General features: G+C 67.4%; 19 protein-coding genes. 11 read left to right on the top strand and 8 right to left on the bottom strand.

Annotated elements, in window-relative coordinates:
- The first annotated feature begins 26 nt into the window (after positions 1-26).
- The 8 genes from ACTJJM_RS00095 to ACTJJM_RS00060 all read left to right on the top strand — a co-directional run bounded on the left by ACTJJM_RS00095 (position 27) and on the right by ACTJJM_RS00060 (position 8,872).
- A complete protein-coding gene (locus ACTJJM_RS00095) occupies positions 27-1,283 on the top strand; it encodes an AAA family ATPase (protein ID WP_313411572.1) in 1,257 nt (418 codons plus the stop codon).
- The gene (locus ACTJJM_RS00090; protein ID WP_241874039.1) at positions 1,268-2,617 is read left to right on the top strand and encodes a CpaF family protein; all 1,350 of its coding nucleotides are present in this window, start codon (positions 1,268-1,270) and stop codon (positions 2,615-2,617) included. The genes ACTJJM_RS00095 and ACTJJM_RS00090 overlap by 16 nt, the downstream gene beginning before the upstream one ends.
- A 2-nt stretch (positions 2,618-2,619) precedes the next feature.
- Entirely contained in the window at positions 2,620-3,576 is a 957-nt protein-coding gene (locus tag ACTJJM_RS00085) for a type II secretion system F family protein (RefSeq protein ID WP_049410331.1), read from the top strand.
- A 28-nt stretch (positions 3,577-3,604) separates the two neighbouring features.
- Positions 3,605-4,540 (top strand): type II secretion system F family protein, encoded by a 936-nt coding sequence (locus tag ACTJJM_RS00080; protein ID WP_010485128.1) that lies wholly within the window; start codon positions 3,605-3,607, stop codon positions 4,538-4,540.
- Positions 4,540-5,436, top strand: a complete 897-nt coding sequence (locus ACTJJM_RS00075) for a Flp pilus assembly protein TadD (protein ID WP_191849544.1) — start codon at positions 4,540-4,542, stop codon at positions 5,434-5,436. Before ACTJJM_RS00080 ends, ACTJJM_RS00075 begins: the two co-directional genes overlap by 1 nt.
- Complete coding sequence (locus ACTJJM_RS00070) at positions 5,433-5,891, top strand: DUF3613 domain-containing protein (protein ID WP_043402502.1); 459 nt, start codon at positions 5,433-5,435, stop codon at positions 5,889-5,891. Before ACTJJM_RS00075 ends, ACTJJM_RS00070 begins: the two co-directional genes overlap by 4 nt.
- An 8-nt stretch (positions 5,892-5,899) precedes the next feature.
- On the top strand, positions 5,900-8,059 hold the full coding sequence (locus ACTJJM_RS00065; RefSeq protein WP_440865027.1) for a TadG family pilus assembly protein: 2,160 nt from the start codon (positions 5,900-5,902) through the stop codon (positions 8,057-8,059).
- 99 nt (positions 8,060-8,158) lie between these two features.
- On the top strand, positions 8,159-8,872 hold the full coding sequence (locus tag ACTJJM_RS00060; RefSeq protein ID WP_043402505.1) for a DUF2968 domain-containing protein: 714 nt from the start codon (positions 8,159-8,161) through the stop codon (positions 8,870-8,872).
- 69 nt (positions 8,873-8,941) lie between these two features.
- On the opposite strand, the gene ACTJJM_RS00055 is transcribed toward ACTJJM_RS00060, so the two are convergent.
- The gene (locus ACTJJM_RS00055) at positions 8,942-9,328 is read right to left on the bottom strand and encodes a hypothetical protein (RefSeq protein ID WP_241874065.1); all 387 of its coding nucleotides are present in this window, start codon (positions 9,326-9,328) and stop codon (positions 8,942-8,944) included.
- Positions 9,329-9,514: 186 nt separating this feature from the next.
- Here ACTJJM_RS00055 and ACTJJM_RS00050 point away from each other — a divergent pair, with 186 nt between their 5' ends.
- Entirely contained in the window at positions 9,515-10,339 is an 825-nt protein-coding gene (locus tag ACTJJM_RS00050; protein WP_241874040.1) for an alpha/beta fold hydrolase, read from the top strand.
- A 102-nt stretch (positions 10,340-10,441) separates the two neighbouring features.
- Here the strand turns inward: ACTJJM_RS00050 and ACTJJM_RS00045 are convergent, their stop codons facing one another.
- The 7 genes from ACTJJM_RS00045 to ACTJJM_RS00015 all read right to left on the bottom strand — a co-directional run bounded on the left by ACTJJM_RS00045 (position 10,442) and on the right by ACTJJM_RS00015 (position 17,221).
- On the bottom strand, positions 10,442-12,091 hold the full coding sequence (locus ACTJJM_RS00045) for an MFS transporter (protein ID WP_010485113.1): 1,650 nt from the start codon (positions 12,089-12,091) through the stop codon (positions 10,442-10,444).
- On the bottom strand, positions 12,085-13,368 hold the full coding sequence (locus tag ACTJJM_RS00040; protein WP_313312003.1) for an alginate export family protein: 1,284 nt from the start codon (positions 13,366-13,368) through the stop codon (positions 12,085-12,087). The genes ACTJJM_RS00045 and ACTJJM_RS00040 overlap by 7 nt, the downstream gene beginning before the upstream one ends.
- Positions 13,347-15,194 (bottom strand): amidohydrolase, encoded by a 1,848-nt coding sequence (locus tag ACTJJM_RS00035; RefSeq protein WP_313312014.1) that lies wholly within the window; start codon positions 15,192-15,194, stop codon positions 13,347-13,349. Before ACTJJM_RS00035 ends, ACTJJM_RS00040 begins: the two co-directional genes overlap by 22 nt.
- A gap of 119 nt (positions 15,195-15,313) precedes the next feature.
- Positions 15,314-15,739, bottom strand: a complete 426-nt coding sequence (locus ACTJJM_RS00030) for a DoxX family protein (RefSeq protein WP_010485107.1) — start codon at positions 15,737-15,739, stop codon at positions 15,314-15,316.
- Between the two features lie 2 nt (positions 15,740-15,741).
- Positions 15,742-16,398, bottom strand: coding sequence for a hydrolase (locus tag ACTJJM_RS00025; RefSeq protein WP_010485105.1), 657 nt, complete (start codon positions 16,396-16,398; stop codon positions 15,742-15,744).
- Complete coding sequence (locus ACTJJM_RS00020) at positions 16,395-16,838, bottom strand: helix-turn-helix transcriptional regulator (protein ID WP_019337880.1); 444 nt, start codon at positions 16,836-16,838, stop codon at positions 16,395-16,397. Before ACTJJM_RS00020 ends, ACTJJM_RS00025 begins: the two co-directional genes overlap by 4 nt.
- Before the next feature lie 50 nt (positions 16,839-16,888).
- Positions 16,889-17,221, bottom strand: a complete 333-nt coding sequence (locus ACTJJM_RS00015; RefSeq protein ID WP_010485100.1) for a hypothetical protein — start codon at positions 17,219-17,221, stop codon at positions 16,889-16,891.
- A 96-nt stretch (positions 17,222-17,317) separates the two neighbouring features.
- Here ACTJJM_RS00015 and ACTJJM_RS00010 point away from each other — a divergent pair, with 96 nt between their 5' ends.
- Together ACTJJM_RS00010 and ACTJJM_RS00005 are read left to right on the top strand one after the other, a co-directional pair.
- Entirely contained in the window at positions 17,318-20,347 is a 3,030-nt protein-coding gene (locus ACTJJM_RS00010) for a sensor histidine kinase (RefSeq protein WP_440865026.1), read from the top strand.
- Complete coding sequence (locus tag ACTJJM_RS00005) at positions 20,340-20,993, top strand: response regulator (protein WP_010485096.1); 654 nt, start codon at positions 20,340-20,342, stop codon at positions 20,991-20,993. The genes ACTJJM_RS00010 and ACTJJM_RS00005 overlap by 8 nt, the downstream gene beginning before the upstream one ends.
- Positions 20,994-21,350: the final 357 nt, after the last annotated feature.

Below are 21,350 nucleotides of genomic sequence, written 5' to 3'. Positions count from 1 at the left end.
TCCATGATGCCTGCGATACCACGCCCATGCCCTATGCCACTGCCCAGCCGCTGCATCCGCAAGGACCGCCGATGAACCTGGTCCTGTATGGAATGGATCGCGAACTGCTGCCCCGGCTGGCGGCCAAACTGCCGCCGACCACTACCCTGCACTGGCAGGACAGCAGTACGCCGACCTCCGCCCAGGATCTGCAACGTGGGCCGCAGAGCCTTGTGCTGCTCGATTTCCGCCCCGAGCATGCGGCCGCCTCCAGCGTGCTGGCGCAGCAACTGCAACAGACAGAGCCGGATCTGGCATTGGTTGCCGTCGGTGCCACCAGCGCCGGCCAGGTGGAAGGCGTCGTCATCGCATTGCGGGCGGGCCTGCGTGATGTGCTGGATCTGGACAGCGACAACGTCGGTATCGAGGCCGCGCTGCGTCGCGCCCTGTCGCCACGACCAGCTGCCGCCGCGCAGCACGCGCACAAGGCGCGCCTGATCGTGCTGCTGGGCGTGCGCGCCGGGGTCGGCACCAGTACGCTGGCCGCACATCTCTCGGTGCTGGCACAGCAGACCCGTGCGCTGGCACAGGGCGAGGCACTGCTTCAGGACGGCCTGCTGATGGAGCTGGCCCAGCCTTCGGGTGACCTCGCGCTGTACCTCAACCTGGACAGCCGCTTCCATTACGAAGACGCGCTGCGCAACGCCAGCCGCATCGATGCCACCCTCGCCCGCACGGCCATGGCCCGTCACGATTCCGGGCTGGTGCTGCTGGACCGCGCCAGCGGCAGCGATGCGGTACCGCCGTCCGATCCGGGTGCGTTGCTGCAGCGCCTGCGCACCGTGTTCGCCAGCGTGCTGTGTGATGCCGGTGGCTGCCCGCTGCGTCAGCTGCCGCCGCTGCTGCTGGACCAGGCCGACGAGATCTGGCTGGTCACCGATGCCTCCATCGCCACACTGGTGTCGCTCGACCAGGCACTGAAGCATCTTGCCGGGCAGCGCGAACGCGAGAAGCGCCTGCAGCTGGTGATCAACCGCCACGATGACAGCAGCGGCATGAGCCCGGAGCAGATCGCGCGCCGCTTCGAGGTGCCCCTGCTGGCGACGCTTCCCGAACGACCGCGCGTGCGCCTGGCTGCCAGCCAGGGCCACCTGCTGCTGCAGGATGCACCGCGTGACCCCTATCTGCGTGCCCTCGCCCCACTGGTTTCGCGCCTGGACCCGGCCGCTTGCCGGGTGCAGGCGCAGGGCCTGCGGGAAAGACTCTCCCTTGCCCTGGGTGGATCGCAATGGAAGACAAGGTAACCCCTTTCCCGCATGCCGTTGCCCGGCCGGTGCTGCCCGAAAGCACGCCGGGCCATCAGCCGTTCGCGCAGACCGAGCAGTACCAGAAGGTGCTGTCGGCAGCGCATGAGCACCTGCTCAACAGCATCGAGGACGAGCGCATCGACATCGATTCCTGGGCGCCCGACACCATCGCCCGCTGGGTGCAGGTGCAGACGGTGGGCTTCATCCAGGAGTGGCGCATCCCGATCAACGAAGAGGAAATGCAGGTGGTGGCCAACGGCCTGGTCAAGGAGCTGACCGGCTTTGGCCCGCTGGACGACCTGCTGCACGACGCGTCCATCGAAGACATCCTGATCAACGGTTTCAAGGATGTGCACGTGTCCCAGGGCGGCCAGCTCAAGCGGGCCACCCAGCGCTTCACCGACGATACGCATCTGCTGCGCATCCTGCGCCGCATCCTCGCCCCGCTTGGGCGCCGGCTGGATGACTCCAATCCGATGGTCGATGCGCGCCTGCCCAACGGCGGCCGTCTCAACGCGATCATCTCGCCACTGGCGGTGGATGGACCGATGGTGTCCATCCGCAAGTTCCGCAAGGACCCGTTCACCCCCGATGAACTGCTGGCCAAGGGCACCTTCGATGCGCCGATGCAGGCCTTGCTGAAGGCGATGGTGCTGGGCCGCTGCAACATCCTGGTATCCGGCGGCACCAGCTCCGGCAAGACCTCGCTGCTGAACGCCCTGGCCAGCTACGTCCCCGCGAACGAGCGCGTGATCACCGTCGAGGACACCGCCGAGCTCTCGCTCAACCACCCGCATGTGGTCCGCCTGGAAAGCCGTATCGGTGGCGCCGAAGGCCACGGTGCGGTCAGCATCCGCGATCTGGTCCGCAACAGCCTGCGCATGCGCCCCGATCGCATCGTGGTGGGCGAGGTGCGCGGCGCCGAGGTGCTGGAAATGCTGCAGGCAATGAACACCGGCCACGACGGCTCGATGGCCACCATCCACGCCAACTCACCGCGCGACTGCCTGTACCGGATCGAGATGCTGGCCGGCTTTGCCGGCTTCCAGGGCAGCGAGGACAGCCTGCGCCGGCAGATCGCCAGTGCCATCGACTTCATCGTGCAGATCTCGCGCTTGGGCAGCGGGCGCCGCGTGCTGGTATCGATCACCGAGATCACCGGTGTCAGCGACAACCTGATCACCACCCAGGAAATGTTCCGCCACGAGCTGCAGATCGACGGCAACGGCAAAGAGATCGATCGCTGGGTCGGGCTGGGCTTCCATCCGCACTCACACAAGCTGGAGCCGTTCCGCCAACAACTGCGCGAATCGCTCTACGGAGACTTCTGAGCATGGGAACCGGCGCGCTGCTGGGCATGTTGAGCATCATCGCCGTGCTGCTGGCGCTGGCAGCCTGGCTGTGGGGCACGGCCAGCAGCCGTGAACAACGCCAGGTTTCAATGCGGCACGCCGAGCAGCAGCTTTCGCGCGGAAGCGCCACGGGCGGAGCACCCGCCGGGCCGTCCGTCACCGCTGCCAACGATCCGGCGCGGCCCGCCAGCACCGGGCGCCGCGTGCTGCCGCTGGATGGCCTGCTGCAGCGCGCAGGGCTGCAGACCGGCTGGAAAATTCCCATCATGCTGCTGGTACCGGGGCTGGTACTGTCGGTGGTGGCGATGCTGCGGCTGGGCACCGCATGGATGTTTCCGCTGACCCTGCTGCTGTACCTGCTTGGCTGCTGGCTGTGGGTGATGCGGCGGACCACGAAGCTGCGTGCGCAACTGCTGCATCAGCTGCCGGACTTCCTCGACAACCTGGTGCGGCTGACGGCACTGGGCAACAGCCTGCAGGCCGCGTTCCAGGTTGCTTCGATGCAGACCAGCGCGCCGTTGCGCGGGCTGCTGGACACTACGGTGCGCTTTGCGCGCAGTGGCATGGAGCTGGACCGTGCACTCGCACAGGCCTCGCATCCCTATCGCATGGATGTGTTGAAGGTGTTGTCGGTGGTGATCGGTGTCAGCGTGCGCATCGGCGGGCGCTCCGACCAGATCCTGCAGCGCATGGGCGATTTCATGCGCGATCTGGAACAGGCCCAGCAGGAGCTTGCGGCAACGACCTCGGAGACGCGCATGTCAGCCTGGGTGCTGGGCCTGCTGCCACCGGCCTGCGCGGTGCTGATGGCGATCGCCAGCCCGGACTTCTTCCAGCCGGTACTGCACGATCCGCTTGGCCACAAGATCCTGCTGCTTGCACTGGGCATGGAGCTTGTCGGTGGCTTCCTGCTGTATCGCCTGGCCAAATCGCTATGAACCACCCCCGCCCCGCCGGAGACGACCGATGAGCGCCAGCGCCTGGTTCGCCCTCTCCCTGCTCGTACTGGCTGCAGGTATCGCCCTGCTGGGTATCGGCGGCTGGGTACGCAGCCATCGTGAGCAGCGTACAACGGCCACGTTGAAGACCGCCCTGCAGCCGCGCGAGGCGTCCCGTGACCCCGAACCTGCACGGCACGATTCGCTGGGCTGGCTCGAACGCTTCGGCCGTGCCCTCAGCGGCGGCCGCCTGGAAGCGGCATTGCTGGCCAATGAAGACCGGCTGCTGTTGGATCTGGCCGGGTGGAACACCCGCCGCGGTACGGCCATCTACCTCGGCCTGCGCCTGCTGCTGGCCGTGCTGGTGCTGGCACTGGTGCTGACATTCAGCAGCGTCACCGGGCTGGCCAGGATCATGGTGATCATCGGCGCATTGGCCGCTGGCCTGCTGCTGCCCAAGTTCATTCTCTCCTCCTGGGTGAAGCGCCGTCGGCGCGCGGTCGACAACGAGCTGCCGCTGCTGATCGACCTGCTGCGCCTGCTGCAGGGCGTGGGCTTCAGCATGGACCAGAGCCTGCAGACGCTCGGCGACAAGCTGCGCGATGCATTGCCGGTCCTCGGCGGCGAACTGCAGGAGGCCAACGTCGCCTATACCCATGGCCGCACGCGCGCGCAGTCGCTGCGCCGGCTGAGCGAGGTCTATGCAGACGATGACCTGACCAGCCTGATGCAGCTGATCCTGCAGGTGCACGCCCATGGCGGCGCGGTGCAGGAGCCGCTGCGGCAGTTCAGCATCCGCCTGCGCGAACAGCGTCGCAACACGCTGAAGGAAAAGGTCGGCAAGCTCTCGGTGAAGATGACCGTGGTGATGATGCTGACCCTGCTGCCAGCGCTGATGCTGGTCCTTGCCGGCCCGGCGCTGGTCGCGCTGGCCACTACCATGTCCAAGATGGGGTCCCCCTGATGCCTGCCCTGCGCACTTCCTGCCTGATTGTTGCCCTGGCCGCCGTTGCCGGCGCCAGCGGCTGTGCATCGACCACACCGAAGTACCTGCGCGCGCCCAGCTTGGCCGCGCCCGAACCGGCGCCGCAGGACAGCCGCAATGCCTACCTGGAGCTGATCGAACGCATGCAGCAGCAAGGCGCATGGTATGCCTCGCTCGCCCACGTCGACGCCTTCCGTCAGCGCCACGGCGATCCGCCGGCATTGCGTCTGCTGCAGGCCGACGCGCTGCGCGAGACCGGCCAGGCCGATGCTGCGATCGCCCTGTACCGCGATCTTTCCAGTGGTCCCCAGGCCGCCGCGGCCGCACATGGCCTGGGCCTGATTGCCGCGCGCCGCGACGACGACGCCGGCAGTGAGCAGGCACTGGCGCGGGCGACCGAACTGCAGCCATTGAATACAAGCTATCTCGGCGACCTCGGCTATGCGCGGCTGCGCGCCGGGCAGTTCGAGCGCGCGCGCGAACCCCTGGCCAAGGCGCTGGAGCTGTCGCCGGGCAATGCCAAGGCCACTGCCAACCTCGCGCTGTGGGCGGTGCTGCGTGGCGACACCACCACCGCCGAACGCCTCGCCCAGCAGGCCAACCTCAACGACGAGACCCGGCTCAGCATCCAGCAGCAGGCGGCGCAGATCCGTGCCCGCCTGCAACAACGCCAGGCCGCATCGGCCGCTGCCGCAGCCGTGCCGGCCACTGCGCGTGCTCTCGCCAGAGATGCCGTCGGCAACCCGCCCGCCGCCACGCGACTGGCGGCGGAACCACGCCGCGACAGCCGCGACGAACGCGATCCGCAGCGCCTGCCGCCCTCGATGCTGGAACGCTTCAGCACCTCCGACCACCCGAACGGGAACACACCATGACCGCGACGCCCCTGACCCGACGCCTGCTGCCCGTTCTGATCTGCCTGTTACCGGCCACTGCCGTGCAGGCGCAGCAACAGCCGCTGACCGGTCAGATGCTTGGCGGCAGCACGCCGGCTGTGCCGACGTCGCAGCCGCTGCAGTCCGAGTCACTGGCCACCGTGGACCTGGTGGCCCCGCCAGCACCGGTGCCGCAGGCGGCGCCCGCAGCAGTGGCCATCACCGATGGCAATGCTGCAGCCGCGCGACCCGGCCGCAGCCAGATCGGCGATACCACGCGCAACCTGTTCCGCCTGCAGGCATCGGGGCAACAGGCCGGGCAGCACCTGCCGATCCTCGGCGACCAAGCGACGCTGAGCTACGCCCGCTACATCAAGAGCTTCGAACACGAGATCCCGGACTTCTTTGAAACCGATGTCGCCAAGTCCAAGGGATCATCCTCATCCGGACGCTGAGGTAGGCCATGAAACGCCCACGCCAGTTCAGTTTCAGCCGCCCACGGGGCGGGATGTCGATCACCATGATGCTGGTCATGCTGGCGTTGCTGGCGATGCTGGGCCTGATCGAGATCGGTTACCTGTTCTGGGCCAAGCGCGATGCGCAGAAAGTCGCTGATCTGGCCGCACTGGCGGGAGCGCAACGGCTGGAGCTGTGCACCTCGGACAACAGCGACAACAGTGCTGCGCGGCAGAGCGCACTCACCCAGAACAGGTTCGCTGGGAGCCTGGAAATCCGTTGCGGAAACTGGAACGTGACCCGGGCCACCGAGGGGCACTTCAGCCCGGCCGTCGATGCTGCGAATCAACGCAACGCCGTTCGTGTCATCACCCGCCGCGCGGTGCTTCCCTTCTTCGGGCAGAACAGCAGCCTGCCGACCGTGACCGCCCAGGCCGTGGCGCGCCGTGCAGAGCCCACGGCGGTTTTCAGTGTCGGCTCGCAACTGCTCCGCATCAACGGCAACACGCCACTGGGAAATGTCCTGAAACTGGTGGGTGCCGACCTCGACAAGACCACCCTGCTCGGCTACGACGGCCTTGCACAGGCGCATATCACCCCGAACGGACTGCTGCAGGCACTGGGCATTCCGATCGACGTCAACATGGGCGTGGCCGAGTTCAACAATCTGCTGGCGGGCCGCAGGGTCAAGCTGGGCAAGATCCTTCAGGCGACCGTTGACCTGCTCACCCAGCAGGGCGTTGCCCACGTGGACCTGAGTGCGCTGGAGAATGCCCTGGTCGTGCAGGGCATCGACCTCAAGCAGCTGGAGGTGAAACTCGGCTCCGATGACAGCGGCGGCGGCTTGTTCGCACGCGTGGTCGCGCCGGATGGAACGATTTCCAGCGCGCTGCAGGCCGATGTCAATGTGCTGGACCTTATAGGGACCAGCATCAGCATAGCCAATGGCGGCCGCGCGGTCTCGGTCAACGACCTCAACCTGTTGGGCCTGGTCAATGCGAAAGCCGCCGTGGTGGAGCCGCCGTCGATCGCCATCGGAGGCATTGGCTCGCGCGCCTACAACGCGCAGATCCGCGTCTTCCTCGACATCGACACCAACAACATCCCCGTTGCAGGCGGCGTACTTTCACTGCTGGGCATCCGCCTGAAGCTGCCGGTCCATGCAGACGTGACCAATGCAATGGCGACCCTGACCAGCCTGCAATGTGGCAGCACGCCTCCCACGGCGACGATCAAGGTCGAGTCCTCCGTGCTGCGCGCCTGCGTCGGCAAGGTGGCCGACAGCGAGCGGTTTTCCAAGCAGAATGTCTGTGGCGACACCCTGCAGAAGGAACAGATGCTGACACTGCTCGGCGCCCCGTTGATCAATGACAGCATCAAGGTCAATACGCTGACCGACACGCAAAGCCTCACCCTCCCCGCCGGCGCGACCGGTTCAACCCAGGTCAACTCCCTGGAGGTGGGCACCGCCGTGTCCGAGCTGGTCAGCGAACTGCTGCGCGTACTGTCCGGGGTGCTCGATCCGCGCGACGATGGCATGAGCCAGGGCTCGACCGCAGCGCAGTTGGCCGATCGCTACCTGAAAGCAGCCAACGTTGGTCGCAAGCGATACGATGTCGACGCAACCATCAAGCTGCTGGAATTCGGAGACAGTACGCAGGGATTGAAACCACTGGGAAACTGGGACATCACCAAGGGGGTACCGACCAGCTGTGTGCTGGTGACCTGCATGGTCGACGGCAAGGTCTGGCAAGGATTCCGCAACGCAGTGACCGGGGTTGGCTCGGGGCTCCTCGATGGCGTCCTGGGAGCGCTTGTGGGTGGGCTGCTGGTCAAGCAGTGCAACAGCCTGATCGGCGCCCTGGATGACACCACCTACAACAATTGCATGAAGTACAACCTGACTTCCTACCTGCAGACCGCCGATGCCGGCTTCCTGGACCAGTTCGCCGGCGACGGCGTCACCGCCCCCGGCAATGGTCCGGTCAGTTGTTCGGGCCTGCTGTGCTTCCTGCTGAAGCCCGCCCTGGACGTCCTGAAGCCGCTGCTCAACAGTGTCGGCTCGCTGCTGCGCTCGCTGCTGGCCCAGGTACTGGGCCTGGAACTGGGCCGTACGGATGTGCGTGTCCAGTCCATCCAGTGCACGCCCGCACAACTGGTCTACTGACCCGTGACGGGCGCCCTTGGCGGCGCCCGCGCACATGCTAGACTCCCGGCGGGGAACCACCTTCATCTCAACCCACACTCATCCGTGGATGGTCTAGACATGCGAGAAACTTCAGGGGGCGCGGTCTTCGCCCGGCACGCGCGCGGCGCGGCACTGCTGGCCGTGGCCATGATGCTGGTGGCACCGGCGGCGATGGCTGCCCGTGGCGACCGCGAAGCAGCCGCAGAGCCGGCCGCACGTACCGCACCGGTGGTACGCAACACCGTTGACGAGCTCAAGCAGCTGATGGATGCCCGCCAGCTGACCGAGCTGCGTACCACCTACAACGGCAATTACGGCGCCAGCCTGCTGTTCAATGCCAACACCCTGACCTACTACGTCGCCCTGTTCCAGGAGAAGAATTTCTGGCGGGTGATCAAGACCGATGCCGTCGACAACGCCGAGCGTGTCTACCGCACCTTCGCGCAGCAGTCCGAGCAGCTGGCCCAGGTCTACATCGACACCACCCGCCTGGAGGCCGGCAAGCGCTATACCGAGCGCCTGGTGGCCTACAACGAGGAACGCCTGCGCACCCTGCAGCAGGAAATGGAACAGCAGCAGGCACAGTCGGCCCAGGTCAGCGCCGCCCTTCAGCAGGCCCAGCAGCAGGCGGTCAGCCTGAGCAGCGACGTGCAGAGCACCAACAGCCAGTTGGATTCCCTGCAGCGCCGCATCCAGATCCTGCAGGCCGAACAGGGCAACCCGGAGCTGAGCCTGCCCAAGCCGGACAGCGTGCCCTCGCCGGCACCGGCGGCTGCCAGCGACGGTCGCTGAGGTCCAGCACCTCGCATCCTGTCCAACGGCGCCTGCGGGCGCCGTTGTCGTTTCCGGCACCATTTCGTGTCAGCGGCACGCCTCATGCACGGCATCGTCCAGTTGCCGGCGCTGCACGAAGTCCATGCGCTTGCCATTGGCCAGCACCTTTGCGCGTTGCTGCCGCGCGCGCTCACAGGCGGCAGGATCCGCGCTGATCGATATCAGTGCAGCCCGCGCACGCGCCTGCCGTACCACACGCGGACGGCTTGAGGCTGGGCTCGCCGCCTTGGACACGGTTGCACCCGTTGAGGCCGGCTCCGCCGGCACCTCCCAGCGCCATTCCGCATGCCCCTGGCACGGCGTCTGCTGGTAGACCGGATGCGGCCCGTCCACGCATTTGTAGACGTTGGTCTGAGCGTGCGCGCCCGCGGCCAGCAGCAGGCACAACAGCGGACTCCAACACGCATTCAACATCGCAGGCTCCTCAGCAGGGCTATCGCCATCCTCAATGCCGGAACGGCTTCGTGCCAGAGCGATATGCGTCACATCCGGTGTAATCCAGCACAGCCGTGCAAGTCGCCGGCCTGGCGCTGCGCTGTACTGCCGGAGGCACCGGCACAACTGCCAGTGCCTTCCCTCCCTTCCGCCAAGGAAACCGCAATGAGCAACTTCGTCACCGTCGCCGACGGCGCCCGCATCTTCTACAAGGATTGGGGTACCGGCCAGCCGATCGTGTTCGCCCACGGCTGGCCGCTGTCGTCCGATGCCTGGGACCCGCAGATGCTGTTCATGGGCCAGAACGGCTTCCGCGTGATCGCTCACGACCGTCGCAGCCACGGCCGCTCCAGCCAGACCTGGGACGGCAACAACATGGACACCTACGCCGATGACCTGGCCGCAGTGATCGAAGCACTGGACCTGAAGGATGCGATCCTGGTCGGCCATTCCACCGGTGGCGGCGAAGTGGCCCACTACATCGGCCGCCACGGCAGCAAGCGCGTGGCCAAGGTGTTGCTGGTCGGCGCGGTGCCGCCGCTGATGCTGAAGACCGAAGCCAACCCGGCCGGCACCCCGTTGGACGTCTTCGACGGCATCCGCAAAGGCACCGGCGGTGACCGCTCGCAGTTCTTCAAGGACCTGACCACGCCGTTCTTCGGCGCCAACCGCGACGGCAACACCGTTACCCAGGGCATGCGTGATGCGTTCTGGCTGCAGGGCATGCTCGGTGGCGTCAAGGGTCAGTACGACTGCGTGCACGAGTTCTCGGAAGTGGACTACACCGAGGACCTGAAGAAGATCGATGTGCCGGCGCTGGTCGTGCACGGTGATGACGACCAGATCGTGCCGTTCGATGCCTCGGCCAAGCTGTCCTCGCAGATCATCAAGGACGCCGAGTTGAAGGTGTACCCCGGTGCGCCGCACGGCCTGACCGTTACCCACGCCGACCAGTTCAACGCCGACCTGCTGGCGTTCGCGCGTAAGTGATTCACCGCGGCGGCGCTACCCAGCGCCGCCGCACAAAAAAGGGGACGGAGGGGATCAAGTCGTTTGTGCACAAACGACTTGATCCCCTCCGTCCCCTTTTTGTCAGATGTCGCTGTGGTGGTGCGGGACCCCGGTCTTCGGCAGCGGGTCATGCCCACCCACGAAGTGGCGTACCACCGGTGCGCGCTCACCGCGATGCAGTTCCCGCAGCACTTCCTGGATCGCCTTGTCGTCGGCGGTGATGCGCTCGTGCTGGCGCAGGTGCTCCAGCCACGACGGGGTCACGAAATACTCCAGGTGGATGCCCGGGCTGGCCACATCCTCGACCACGCCCCAGACCACGGCCCCATCGCGGCGGCGGATCGTGCCCAGCGCGCGCATCTGCGCCTGGAACGCGGCACGATCAGCGTCGTCGATACGGTACTCGATGGTGACCAGCACCGGGCCGCGATCGTTCGACACCGGCACCGACAGCTCTGGTGCCGGCCAGTGCCCGGCCGGACGCAGGTTCAGGTCTTCGGTACCGGCGATGCGCACGCGCCACACCAGCAATCCGCCGATCACCGCACCTGCGGCAGCCACCAGCAACGCCAGCTCCGGCGAGGTACGCTGAGCCAGCGCACCCCAGCTCAGGCCACCGGCCGCCATGCCGGCGGAGAACACCATGATGTACAGCGCCAGTGCACGCGCGCGTACCCACGCTGGTACCGCGGTCTGGGCGGCAATCTGCAGTGACGACAGCACGGTGATCCAGGCAAAACCGTTGATCAGCATCACCAATGGCAGCACGTACCAGCTGCGGGTCAGCGCCAGCCCGACCAGGCTCAGCGCAAGTGAGAGCGTGGCCAGCAGCACCAGCAGGTCGCGATCCATCTGCGCGCGCAGCTTCGGCAGCAGCAAGGCACCGCCCACTGCACCGATACCGATGCAGCCCAGCAGCATGCCGTACTGCCCGGCCCCACCGTGCATCTGCCCACGCACCACCACCGGCAGCAACGCGTTCATCGCCGCGGCAAAGAAAAAGAAGCCGACCGACTTGATCAGCACGGCCTGCAGGCGTCCGGCACGGCTGGCATAACGCAGGCCCGCCTTCAGCCCTGCGCCAAAACCCTCCGGCGGCAGGCTCGACTGCTTCGGGTCGCGCTTCCAGCCCCACACCACGAACAGCATCGCGGCGAAGGTGATGGCGTTGAAGCCGAACGCCCAGACCGCACCCAGCTGCGCCACGATCACACCGCCGATAGCCGGGCCGATCGAGCGCGCGATGTTGATGCCTATCGAGTTCAGCGCCACTGCCGAAGCCAGCATCGGTTGCGGCACCAGTTCAGACACGATCGCGGCCTGCGCCGGCATCGCCATCGCTGCACCGCACCCCATGCAGAAGGTCAGCAGCACCAGCAGCTGCGGGGTGAGCATGTCCATCGCGGTAAGTGTCGCCATTATCGCGGCGACCAGCAGCATCCAGCCCTGGGTCGCCAGCAGGTACCTGCGGCGATCGACGATGTCGGCAAGCGTTCCGGCGGCCAGCGCCAGCAGCACGATCGGCACGGTGGTGGCCGACTGCACCAGGGCAACCATCAACGGCGAGCCGGTACGCTCGGCCATCACCCAGGCGGCGGCCACGTCGTTGACCCAGGTGCCGATGTTGCTGGCCAGGATCGCCAGCCAGATCGAGCGGAACATCCTGATCTTCAGCGGGGACCAGGCACCTGCGGCCTGTGCGGGGGGTTGCGACGCGGTTGCGTTCACCATTGCCATGCTCCAACGATCGAGGCGAACAGCGTGTCCTGGCCACCGGCCTGCTTCAGTGCAGGACCGGCATCGACCCAGGCCAGCTGCAGCTGCCATTGCCAGTGTTTGCTGGCCTGCCAGCGGGTTTCGGATTTGTACTGAGTGCCGATGCGGCGCGCGCCACCGGCGCTGCCCGGCAAAGCCACCAGCGGTGCCGGCGTGGTGTAGACCGCATCGGCACGGCGATGCTTCCAGGCCATCTGTACGCCCAGTTCCGTCGTCACCGCGTCGTGCAGACGCAGGGCCAGGGTCGGCTGGACGTCCATCAGATTGGCCGGGGCCAGCAGGCTGGCTTCGCTGAAATAGGCCGACTTCGGGAACAGCGCGTTGAACGTGCCCAGCCGCCCATCGCGCAGATTGCCATCGCCACTGGCGATGTCCGCCTTCAGCCCCAACCGCGGTTGCAGCTGCAGGTCCGTCCAGCGCCACCCTGTATCGGTAGCGAGCGTCCAGGCGCGGATATCGAGATTGCCCGAGGCCGTGCGCAGGTCGCCGCCCTGCGCCACCAGCTCGCTGTTCCAGTCCAGTGCACCGGCCTGGCCAAACCAGCGCGCGCCCACGGTCTGCCGGCGCTCGGTGCCGGAACCCGCCGAGAAGCGCGCACCTTCGCGGCGATAGTCGAGCAGATACAGATCCCACTGTCCTGCGCCCTGCCCGCGTGCCGTGGTGGCATAGGCACCCCACAGGTGGGCACCGTGTTCGCCATGATCATCGAAGGCTCCCGGCCGGTTCTGCACCGGCCGGAGCGCCATCAGGTCAAGCGTACCGAGGCGGCCCTTCCAACCCAGGCGCGCACCGTCGAAGGCCAGGCGGATATTCGGCCCATCGCGCACCGACAGCAGCCGCGAGCTGCCATAGCCGGCTTCCTGCCGGCCCAGTTGCAGGTGGAAGCTGCCACGCTGCCAGCGCCAGTACGCCTGCTGCACGTCCAGCGCGCTGCGGTCGGTGCGGCCAGGGCCGCCTGCCTTGCCATTCTCGGCATGCACGCCCAGCTGCAGCTTCGCCTGCCAGCTGTCCTCCGCATAGGTGGCCGAGGCCAGCGCGCGCAGCAGGCCGTAGCCATCTTCACTGCCACCGATGCCGAACCGGGTCGGGTCGTAGTACAGGCCACGCAGGCGCAGCGAGGCGTCCCACCGCAATTGGCCGCCGCCGGCGCCAGTGCAATGGCCACCCTCGCAGGCCAGCGCCAGCGATGGCACGGCCAGCAGCGCCAGGCTCAGAACGCGAAGCACGAGCATCCCATCGCGCCCCAGAAGGCGGCCAGGTCATCGGTGGGCGCCGCATGTCGCGCGGCATGACCGTGAGCACCATGCGTACTGCAGGCCACGCCGTGATGGTGGAGATGGGCGGCGGCCAACCCGGTGGCAGCACCGCCGACATGGTAGCCACCGAACCTGTTGACCGGCGACCAGTTGGGCATCGCCGGCGGCAGCTGCGGCGCCAGCCCGGCGTAGTCGCCGTCGGCATGCACGATGCGGCCACCGACCACGGTCAGCACGCTGGTGATGTCGGCGATCTGCGCATCGTCGACGCGGAAGAAGTCGGCCGAGAGCAGGATGAAGTCGGCCAGCTGGCCGGCTTTCAGCGTGCCCTTCACCGCCTCGTCGCCGGAGAACCAGGCGCTGCCCTGGGTCCACAGGCGCAGGGCCTGTTCGCGTTCAAGCAGGTTCTCATCACCATACAGGGCCAGCCCGCCCACGGTGCGCCCGGTCACCAGCCAGGACAACGCCACCCACGGGTTGTAGCTGGCCACGCGGGTGGCGTCGGTACCGGCACCGACCGGCACGCCTTCGGCCAGCATGCGCCTGACCGGCGGCGTATGCCGCGCGGCCTGCACGCCATAGCGCTCGACGAAGGCTTCGCCCTGGTAGGCCATGCGGTGCTGCACGGCGATGCCGCCACCCAGCGCGCGGATGCGCTCGATGTTGCGCGGGGTGATGGTCTCGGCGTGGTCGATGAACCAGTGCAGGCCATCGAACGGCACCTCACGGTTCACCTGTTCGTAGACATCGAGAATGCGGCTGATGCTCTCGTCGTAGGTGGCGTGGATGCGGAACGGCCAACGCTTCTCGACCAGCAGCTTCACCACGTCGTGCAGTTCCGGCTCCAGTTCTGGTGGCAGCTCCGGTCGCGGTTCGTTGAACAGCTCGAAATCAGCCGCGGAGAACACCAGCATCTCGCCGGCACCGTTGTGGCGCAGCAGGTCATCGCCCTGGCGCGGCTGCAGGATCTCGCTCCAGCCACGGAAGTCATCCACTTCCCTGCCCTTGTTCTGGGTGAACAGGTTGTAGGCGATGCGCACCGTCAACTGGTCATCGCGGCGCAGCTGCTCGATGACCTGGTAGTCCTCGGGGTAGTTCTGGAAGCCGCCGCCGGCGTCGATCACCGAGGTGATGCCGAGCCGGTTCAGTTCGCGCATGAAGTGGCGCGTCGAGTTCGCCTGGTATTCGATCGGCAGGCGCGGGCCCTTGGCCAGCGTGGCGTACAGGATCAACGCATTGGGTTTGGCCAGCAGCAGCCCGGTCGGGTTGCCCAGCGAATCACGCACGATCTGCCCGCCCGGCGGATCCGGCGTGTCCCTGGTGTAGCCGCAGGCGCGCAGCGCGGCACGGTTGAGTAGTGCGCGGTCGTACAGGTGCAGCAGGAACACCGGGGTATCCGGCGCGATGTCATTGAGCTCCTGCAGCGTCGGCAGGCGCTTCTCGTTGAACTGCGCGGCAGTGAAGCCACCGACCACGCGTACCCACTGCGGAGCGGGCGTGCGGTCGACCTGGGCCTTCAGCATGTCCAGGGCGTCGCCCAGCGAACGCAGGCCGTCCCAGCGCAGCTCCAGGTTGTAGTTCAGGCCACCACGGATCAGGTGGGTGTGGCTGTCGTTGAGGCCGGGTAGCAGGCGCCGGCCCTGCGCGTCGATCAGGGTCGCTTCATTGCCCCAGCCACGCATGATGTCCTCGTCGCTGCCAACGGCGACGATACGCCCGTCCTGAACGGCCAGCGCCTGCGCATGCGGCTGCTGCGGATCGAGCGTGGTAATGCGGGCATTGCGGATGACCAGCGTGCTCATGCGACGCTCCTTGGAAGTGGAATCGAGTGCAGCACCGGCGCGACCGGCCAGGCTGAGCGCAACAGCGGCACCGCTGGCCAGCACCACGTTGCGGCGGCCGTGATCGAGTGGATCGTGACTCATGCGAGGTCTCCCGGAAGTCGGTGGACGTCCAGCGCCCAGGTGCCGGGCCCGGCCAGCGCGATGGCCAGCAGTACCGTGGTCCACATCACCGGGTACTCACTGCCGCCGCGCATCCAGAACCAGCCCTTGGGCAGGGCCAACAGGACGGTGAAACCGATGAAGGCGGCCGCCGCAAGCGCAGCGATGCGGGTCTGCCATCCCAGCAGCACGGCCAGCCCGGACAGCACCTGCAGCAGGGCCAGCAGCAACGGCAACGGTGCCGCTGCCGGCAGCCCGAAGCCGCGCAGCTCGGTGGCGAAACCAGAGAGCCCCGGACCGCCGAACCAGCCGAACAGCTTGCCCAGTGCGTGCGGCAGCAGGAAGCCTCCTGCCGCCACGCGCAGCATCAGCAGGGCCAGGTCGAGGCCATGGCCAGCCACCATGCTCAGTGCCCGCCTTCCTGCGCGCCGAACATGCGCTTGGCGTACTGGATGCCGATGCCGTAGCCGCCGGCGTGGTCGCGGGCAATGCCGGTGGTCAGGTCGTAGGTTTCACCCCGTGCCCAGTCGCGCTGCAGCTCAAGCAGGTACTGCACGCTGGTCATCGGCACCGCGCCGGCCTGCACCATGCGGGTGATCGCACGCTCGTGCGCTTCTTCGCTGACATCACCACAGGCATCGGTGATCACATATACCTCGAAGCCCTGCGCCAGTGCCGACAGCGCCGGGCCGACGATGCAGACGCTGGTCCACAGGCCGGCCATCACCAGCCGGCGCTTGCCGATACGGTTGATCTCGTCGATCACCGGCTGGTCTTCCCAGGTATTCATCGAGGTGCGGTCGAACACCGTCTGGCCCGGGAAGATCTGCGGCAGTTCGGGGAACATCGGGCCGGAGAACGAGGCTTCCGCCACCGTGGTCAGCAGCACCGGCACGTGGAAGCCCTTGGCACCCTTGCTGATCAGCGACACGTTGTTGCGCAGCGCGGAGATGTCGATGGTGTGCGTGGCAAACGCCATCTGCGACTGGAAGTCGATCAGCACCAGGGCGTGGTCGGTCGGCGACAGCAGCGCCGGGGCGGGAGTGGCGGTGGCAAGGCTCATGGATGGACTCCGTTGGAAACACGATCAAGGGGAAGCAACAGGGCGGCATCGCCGGCGACGTACTGGCCGGGGCTGCAGCCGGTCTCCGCGCGGAAGCTGCGGACGAAATGGCTCTGGTCGAAGAAGCCCAGCTGCTGGGCCAGGCAGGCCATCGGCAACTGCGCACCCGGCAGCAGCTGGCGCGCACGCTCGATGCGGCGGCGACGCACATAGCGCAACGGGCTGGCACCGGTACCGGTACGGAACAGGCGCACCAGATGGAAGCGGCTGACGCAGGCGGCCGCCGCCAGCTCGGTCACCCGCAGCGGCTGCGACAGGTGTTCATCGACATAGCGCAATGCACGCTGCAATGCTGCGACCTGCTGTGGTGCCAGCGACGCAGCGGGGAATTCCTGTGGAGTAACGGTGGCCATCGAGGTCGCCGCGAGGGGGTGGCCCATGGTGCGGGGCGTCTGCACGATGCCCTACCCCCGTCGGTCGAGGCCAGCACCTACCCGAATGGGGGAGGCCGGCGGCCGATCACGCGGCGACCGAACAGCCGTGCGTCCAGCGAATAGGCGCCCGGCCCCAGCACCAGCAGGGCCAGAGGCAGCAGCGCCAGTGGCCAAGGCCCGGGCAGCGTGGACAGACCCGCGGCCGCCATCACTGCCGCCAGTGGTGTCAGCACACCAAGTGCGAGCATCGCTACGGCCAGCAGGTACAAGGCCGACCACCAGCCGCTTGGCATATCGGGCCCGCAAAGAGCGGCCGCAACGCACAGCCGCAGCCACAGCAGGCCGAGGCCCGGGCCACGGTCGGGAAACATCACGAACAGGCGCTGCATGACCGGGCTCCGCGGGGCATGCCGGCGTGATATCGAAACGGACCGCGTGCCGCCTACCCCGTTCGGGTCACCCTGGCCTGCCCCGCACCTGCCAGAATGCGCACCATGCGTGGCCGCCCCTTCCCGTTCCTGCGTCGCCTACCGGCGCTGCTGACGTGCCTGCTGTTGATGACCGCCCTGCCCGCGCTCGCCGTGCAGCGTCCCGCCCTGAGCAGCGGACTGCCCGGCTACGAGCACACCGCATGGCGGGTCGGCCAGGGTGCGCCTGGCGATATATGGGACATTGCGCAGGACCGTGATGGACTGCTGTGGCTGGCGACCGGTTCTGGCCTGTACCGCTTCGACGGCCGCCGTTTTGAACGCCAGGCGCCACCACCGGGCAGCAGCTTCCCGTCCACCAACATGGTCACCCTGGCAGTCGGGCGCGATGACGCAATGTGGATCGGCTACTTCCAGGCCGGCATCAGCCAACTCGCACGCGGCCAACTGCACAACTACGGTCGGCAACAGGGCGTACCGGTCGGCGTGGTGCCGCACTTCAGCCAGGACCGCGAGGGCCGCCTCTGGGCAGCGATCAATGGTGGACTGCGCTGGTTCGATGGCCGGCGCTGGCAACCCCCGCCGGCCTCCACCGGGCTGCCGGAACACCGCGTGCAATGGGTGTTGCATGACAGCCGTGGCACGTTCTGGGTACTGGCGGATCTGAAGATATGGATGCGCGGACCCCACCAGGCGGTCTTCATTGATACCGGCATCGCCGTCTCGCAGATGGCAACACTGGTGGAGAACCCGCAGGGTGAGGTGTGGCTGGCCGACCGCGTCCGTGGCGCCTCGCCACTGGCAAACGCACATGGTCTGCTGACCGGGCCCGAACGTGAGGCGAGGCGCCTGCCCGACCTGGTCGCTGCCCGCATGCAGTTCACCACCGACGGCGCGCTGTGGGCGACGATGAGCCCGCATGGAGGCGTCGCCCGGGTCACGTTCGACGGCACCCGAGCCGTGCGCATGGAGCGCTTCGATTCACCGCATGGCCTGACGGCCACCTCGGCGGTGCCGATCATCGCCGACCGCGAAGGCAACCTCTGGGTAGGTACCAATCTTGGCCTCAACCGCTTCCGCGCGCGCAGCGTGCACACCCTGGCGGTCGGCCCCAGTGATCCCTACCGCTCGCTGGTGCGCACCACTGACGGACGGGTGTACGGCTACGGTGAAGACCTCAAGCCCTACGACCTGCGGCGGTCCCTGCTGGAAGGCAGCGCCGCACAGCTGCAGGCCGCAGCGCGGCAGGCACCTGCGCCGATCTGGCAGTTCGATTGGGTCAATCTGGCGCGCACTGTCGAAGGCCGTACCACGCTGATTCCGCTGCCCGCGCCGTTCACCGGGCAGCCGCTGCACGCCCTGCTGTTTCCTGACGAGACGCAGGCCTGGGTATGCACGGGCGAACGCGGTGTGCTGCATTACCGGGACGAGCAATGGCAGCGGGCGAGTCGCCTGCCCGAGCAGGCCTGCTCCTCCCTGGCGCTGGACGCCCATGGCCAGCTGCTGCTCGGCTACGCCGATGGTCGCGTGCGCCGGATGGGCACCACGACCATCGATGCCTTCGGCGCAGCGCAGGGCCTTTCGGTAGGGCCGGTGACCGCCCTGCTGCAGCATCAGGACCTGCTGCTGGTAGCCGGCGAAGCCGGACTCGCCGCACGCATCGGCGAGGGGCCCTTCGTTGCAGTGCGCACCGACATGGCCGGCGTCCTCGAAGGCATCACCGGCATGGTCGCCGATGCGGGCGGGCATCTGTGGCTCAATGGCAGCCGTGGCCTGGTGCGTCTTGAGAGCAGCCTGTTGCGCCGAGCAATGCAGGCAGGGCAGCAGGTGACGCCCCGCCTGTTCGATGCGGTGGATGGCATGCCCGGCATTGCCCTGCAGAGCGGGCCGATCGCCACCGCCACCCTGGCCGACGACGGTCTTCTGTGGCTGGCGACCAACCAGGGCCTGGCCTGGCTGGACACCAAGCGTTCGCACGTCAACACACTGGCACCCAGCGTTCGCATCGGCGACGTGCTGTATGGCAGCGAACAGCAACCACTGCGGGACGGCCTGCGCCTGCCGGCCGGCACCAGCCAGCTGCAGATCGACTACGTGGCGCTTTCACTGGCCCGCCCGGAGCGCAACCGCTATCGCTATCGACTCTCCGGCGTCGATGACGGCTGGCAGGACGCAGGCAGCAGCACCCGCGCCTATTACACCAACCTGGCGCCGGGAAGCTATCGCTTCGACGTGGAAGCCGCCAATGAGGACGGCATCTGGAGCACGGTCCCGGCCAGCCGCAGCTTCCGCATCGCGCCCACCTTCATCCAGACCGTGTGGTTCAAGCTGCTGTGCGTGGCCGCCGTGCTGGCGCTGCTCGTACTGGCCGTGCGCATCCGAAGTGGCCAGCTCGCCGCGCTGTTCCGCGCCCGCCTGCAGGAGCGAAATGGCGAACGTGAACGCATTGCGCGCGACCTGCACGACACCCTGCTGCAGGGCAGCCAGGGCCTGATCCTGCGCCTGCATGCAATCAGCCAGTCCGCGCAGACGCCAGAAGCAGTGCGCGGCCAGCTGGAGTCGGCGATGCAGCTGGCCGAGCGCAATCTGGCCGAGGGCCGCGAACGCGTCAACGCATTGCGCGACGGCCCTTTCGCCGGCCGCGACCTGGCTTCGGCACTGGCCGATGTGCACGCCGAGTACGCGGGGCATGGCACCAATCCTCTGCGCCTGACCGTTGAGGGCGCGACGCCACCACTACAGGCCGATGCCGCGGAGGAAGTGTTCCTGATTGGTCGCGAGGCCATCCGCAACGCGTTGCGCCACGCCAACGCCAGCGCCATCGAAGTGGAGCTGTCGTACGGCACGCGTTGCTTCCTGCTGCACGTGCGCGACGATGGCGTCGGCATCGCCGACGAGAACGCCGGCCATGGTCATTGGGGCCTGCAGGGCATGCGCGAACGCGCACAGCGCCTCGGTGCGGAACTGCAGCTGTGGACCCGCGCCGGGCTGGGGACCGAAGTCGCGCTGGCGGTTCCCGCCCGGCGCCTGTATCACCGCCGCCCATCGCGTTGGCGCTGGCCCTGGAGTAAAGCAAACCATGACTGAGTCCCCTGCCCCGATCGGCGTGCTGGTGGTCGACGACCACCCGTTGCTGCGTGACGGCCTGGCGGCGCTGCTGGGCGCCCATTCCGACCTGCGCCTGCTCGGCGAAGCCGCCGATGGCGAGGAAGCCATCGCACGCTACCAGCAGCTGCAGCCCGACGTGGTGCTGATGGACCTGCAGATGCCACGCCTGGATGGCGTCGAAGCGATCGTACGGATCCGCGCGATGGACCCGCGTGCGCGCATCATTGTGCTGACCACCTACCGCGGCGATGTACGCGCGGTGCGGGCCCTGCAGGCGGGTGCCAGCGCTTATCTGCTGAAGGACATGCTGCGCCACGAACTGGTCGACACCATCCGCATGGTGGCCGGTGGCCGCCGTGCGCCGATTCCTCCAGCGGTGGCCGCCAGCATCGCCGCGCATGTGATCGAAGACCGCCTGTCACCGCGCGAGACCGAGGTACTGCGGCACGTGGCCGGTGGCCTGTCGAACAAGCGCATCGGCGAACGCATGCAGATTTCTGAGCAGACGGTGAAGGCCCACATGAAGAGCCTGATGGACAAGCTGGGCGTGGGTGATCGCACGCATGCGGTAACCCAGGCGCTGCGCCGCGGCATCATCAGCCTGGACGACAGCGGTCACGATTAGGGGGTTGTTCGGCAGGGCTTGCAGCCCTGCACCCGCGGCAGTGCCGGCCGCTGGCCGGCAACCTCAACAGCAAAAGCGGGCTTTCCGTGGGATGGCGGAGCGGTGTCGGAGTGCGGGGACGCGGCAAGTACGTCCCTGTAAGCTTGGCAGCCGCATCCGTGCGGCTGACACCCCGCACTCCGACACCGCCCCACCTCTGACAGAACTCCACGGCTGTTGGTAGGTGTCGACCTTGGTCGACACTTCTGTCAGATATCGAAATCAATCTGGGGTCAGATCCGTTCCAACACACCGCAGGAAACTGTCGAAGGCGGGGTGGGTCCGGTTGCGGGGGCGTGAGCGCCATGGATGGCGCGA

Origin of the sequence: Stenotrophomonas sp. 22692 (genome assembly GCF_052045015.1) — a bacterium.
In the GTDB taxonomy this organism is placed as follows: Bacteria; Pseudomonadota; Gammaproteobacteria; order Xanthomonadales; family Xanthomonadaceae; genus Stenotrophomonas; species Stenotrophomonas geniculata.
Note: the sequence above shows the minus strand (reverse complement) of the source record. Positions and strands in the feature narration are given on the sequence as shown.

Coding starts and splice junctions, on each gene's coding strand:
- ACTJJM_RS00060 (WP_043402505.1), top strand. CDS start 8,159: ATGCGAGAAACTTCAGGGGGCGCGGTCTTCGCCCGGCACGCGCGCGGC.
- ACTJJM_RS00005 (WP_010485096.1), top strand. CDS start 20,340: ATGACTGAGTCCCCTGCCCCGATCGGCGTGCTGGTGGTCGACGACCAC.
- ACTJJM_RS00040 (WP_313312003.1), bottom strand. CDS start 13,368: ATGCTCGTGCTTCGCGTTCTGAGCCTGGCGCTGCTGGCCGTGCCATCG.
- ACTJJM_RS00035 (WP_313312014.1), bottom strand. CDS start 15,194: ATGAGCACGCTGGTCATCCGCAATGCCCGCATTACCACGCTCGATCCG.
- ACTJJM_RS00010 (WP_440865026.1), top strand. CDS start 17,318: ATGCGCACCATGCGTGGCCGCCCCTTCCCGTTCCTGCGTCGCCTACCG.
- ACTJJM_RS00070 (WP_043402502.1), top strand. CDS start 5,433: ATGACCGCGACGCCCCTGACCCGACGCCTGCTGCCCGTTCTGATCTGC.
- ACTJJM_RS00015 (WP_010485100.1), bottom strand. CDS start 17,221: ATGCAGCGCCTGTTCGTGATGTTTCCCGACCGTGGCCCGGGCCTCGGC.
- ACTJJM_RS00025 (WP_010485105.1), bottom strand. CDS start 16,398: ATGAGCCTTGCCACCGCCACTCCCGCCCCGGCGCTGCTGTCGCCGACC.
- ACTJJM_RS00080 (WP_010485128.1), top strand. CDS start 3,605: ATGAGCGCCAGCGCCTGGTTCGCCCTCTCCCTGCTCGTACTGGCTGCA.
- ACTJJM_RS00030 (WP_010485107.1), bottom strand. CDS start 15,739: ATGGTGGCTGGCCATGGCCTCGACCTGGCCCTGCTGATGCTGCGCGTG.
- ACTJJM_RS00055 (WP_241874065.1), bottom strand. CDS start 9,328: ATGTTGAATGCGTGTTGGAGTCCGCTGTTGTGCCTGCTGCTGGCCGCG.
- ACTJJM_RS00050 (WP_241874040.1), top strand. CDS start 9,515: ATGAGCAACTTCGTCACCGTCGCCGACGGCGCCCGCATCTTCTACAAG.
- ACTJJM_RS00045 (WP_010485113.1), bottom strand. CDS start 12,091: ATGGTGAACGCAACCGCGTCGCAACCCCCCGCACAGGCCGCAGGTGCC.
- ACTJJM_RS00095 (WP_313411572.1), top strand. CDS start 27: ATGCCCTATGCCACTGCCCAGCCGCTGCATCCGCAAGGACCGCCGATG.
- ACTJJM_RS00090 (WP_241874039.1), top strand. CDS start 1,268: ATGGAAGACAAGGTAACCCCTTTCCCGCATGCCGTTGCCCGGCCGGTG.
- ACTJJM_RS00020 (WP_019337880.1), bottom strand. CDS start 16,838: ATGGGCCACCCCCTCGCGGCGACCTCGATGGCCACCGTTACTCCACAG.
- ACTJJM_RS00075 (WP_191849544.1), top strand. CDS start 4,540: ATGCCTGCCCTGCGCACTTCCTGCCTGATTGTTGCCCTGGCCGCCGTT.
- ACTJJM_RS00065 (WP_440865027.1), top strand. CDS start 5,900: ATGAAACGCCCACGCCAGTTCAGTTTCAGCCGCCCACGGGGCGGGATG.
- ACTJJM_RS00085 (WP_049410331.1), top strand. CDS start 2,620: ATGGGAACCGGCGCGCTGCTGGGCATGTTGAGCATCATCGCCGTGCTG.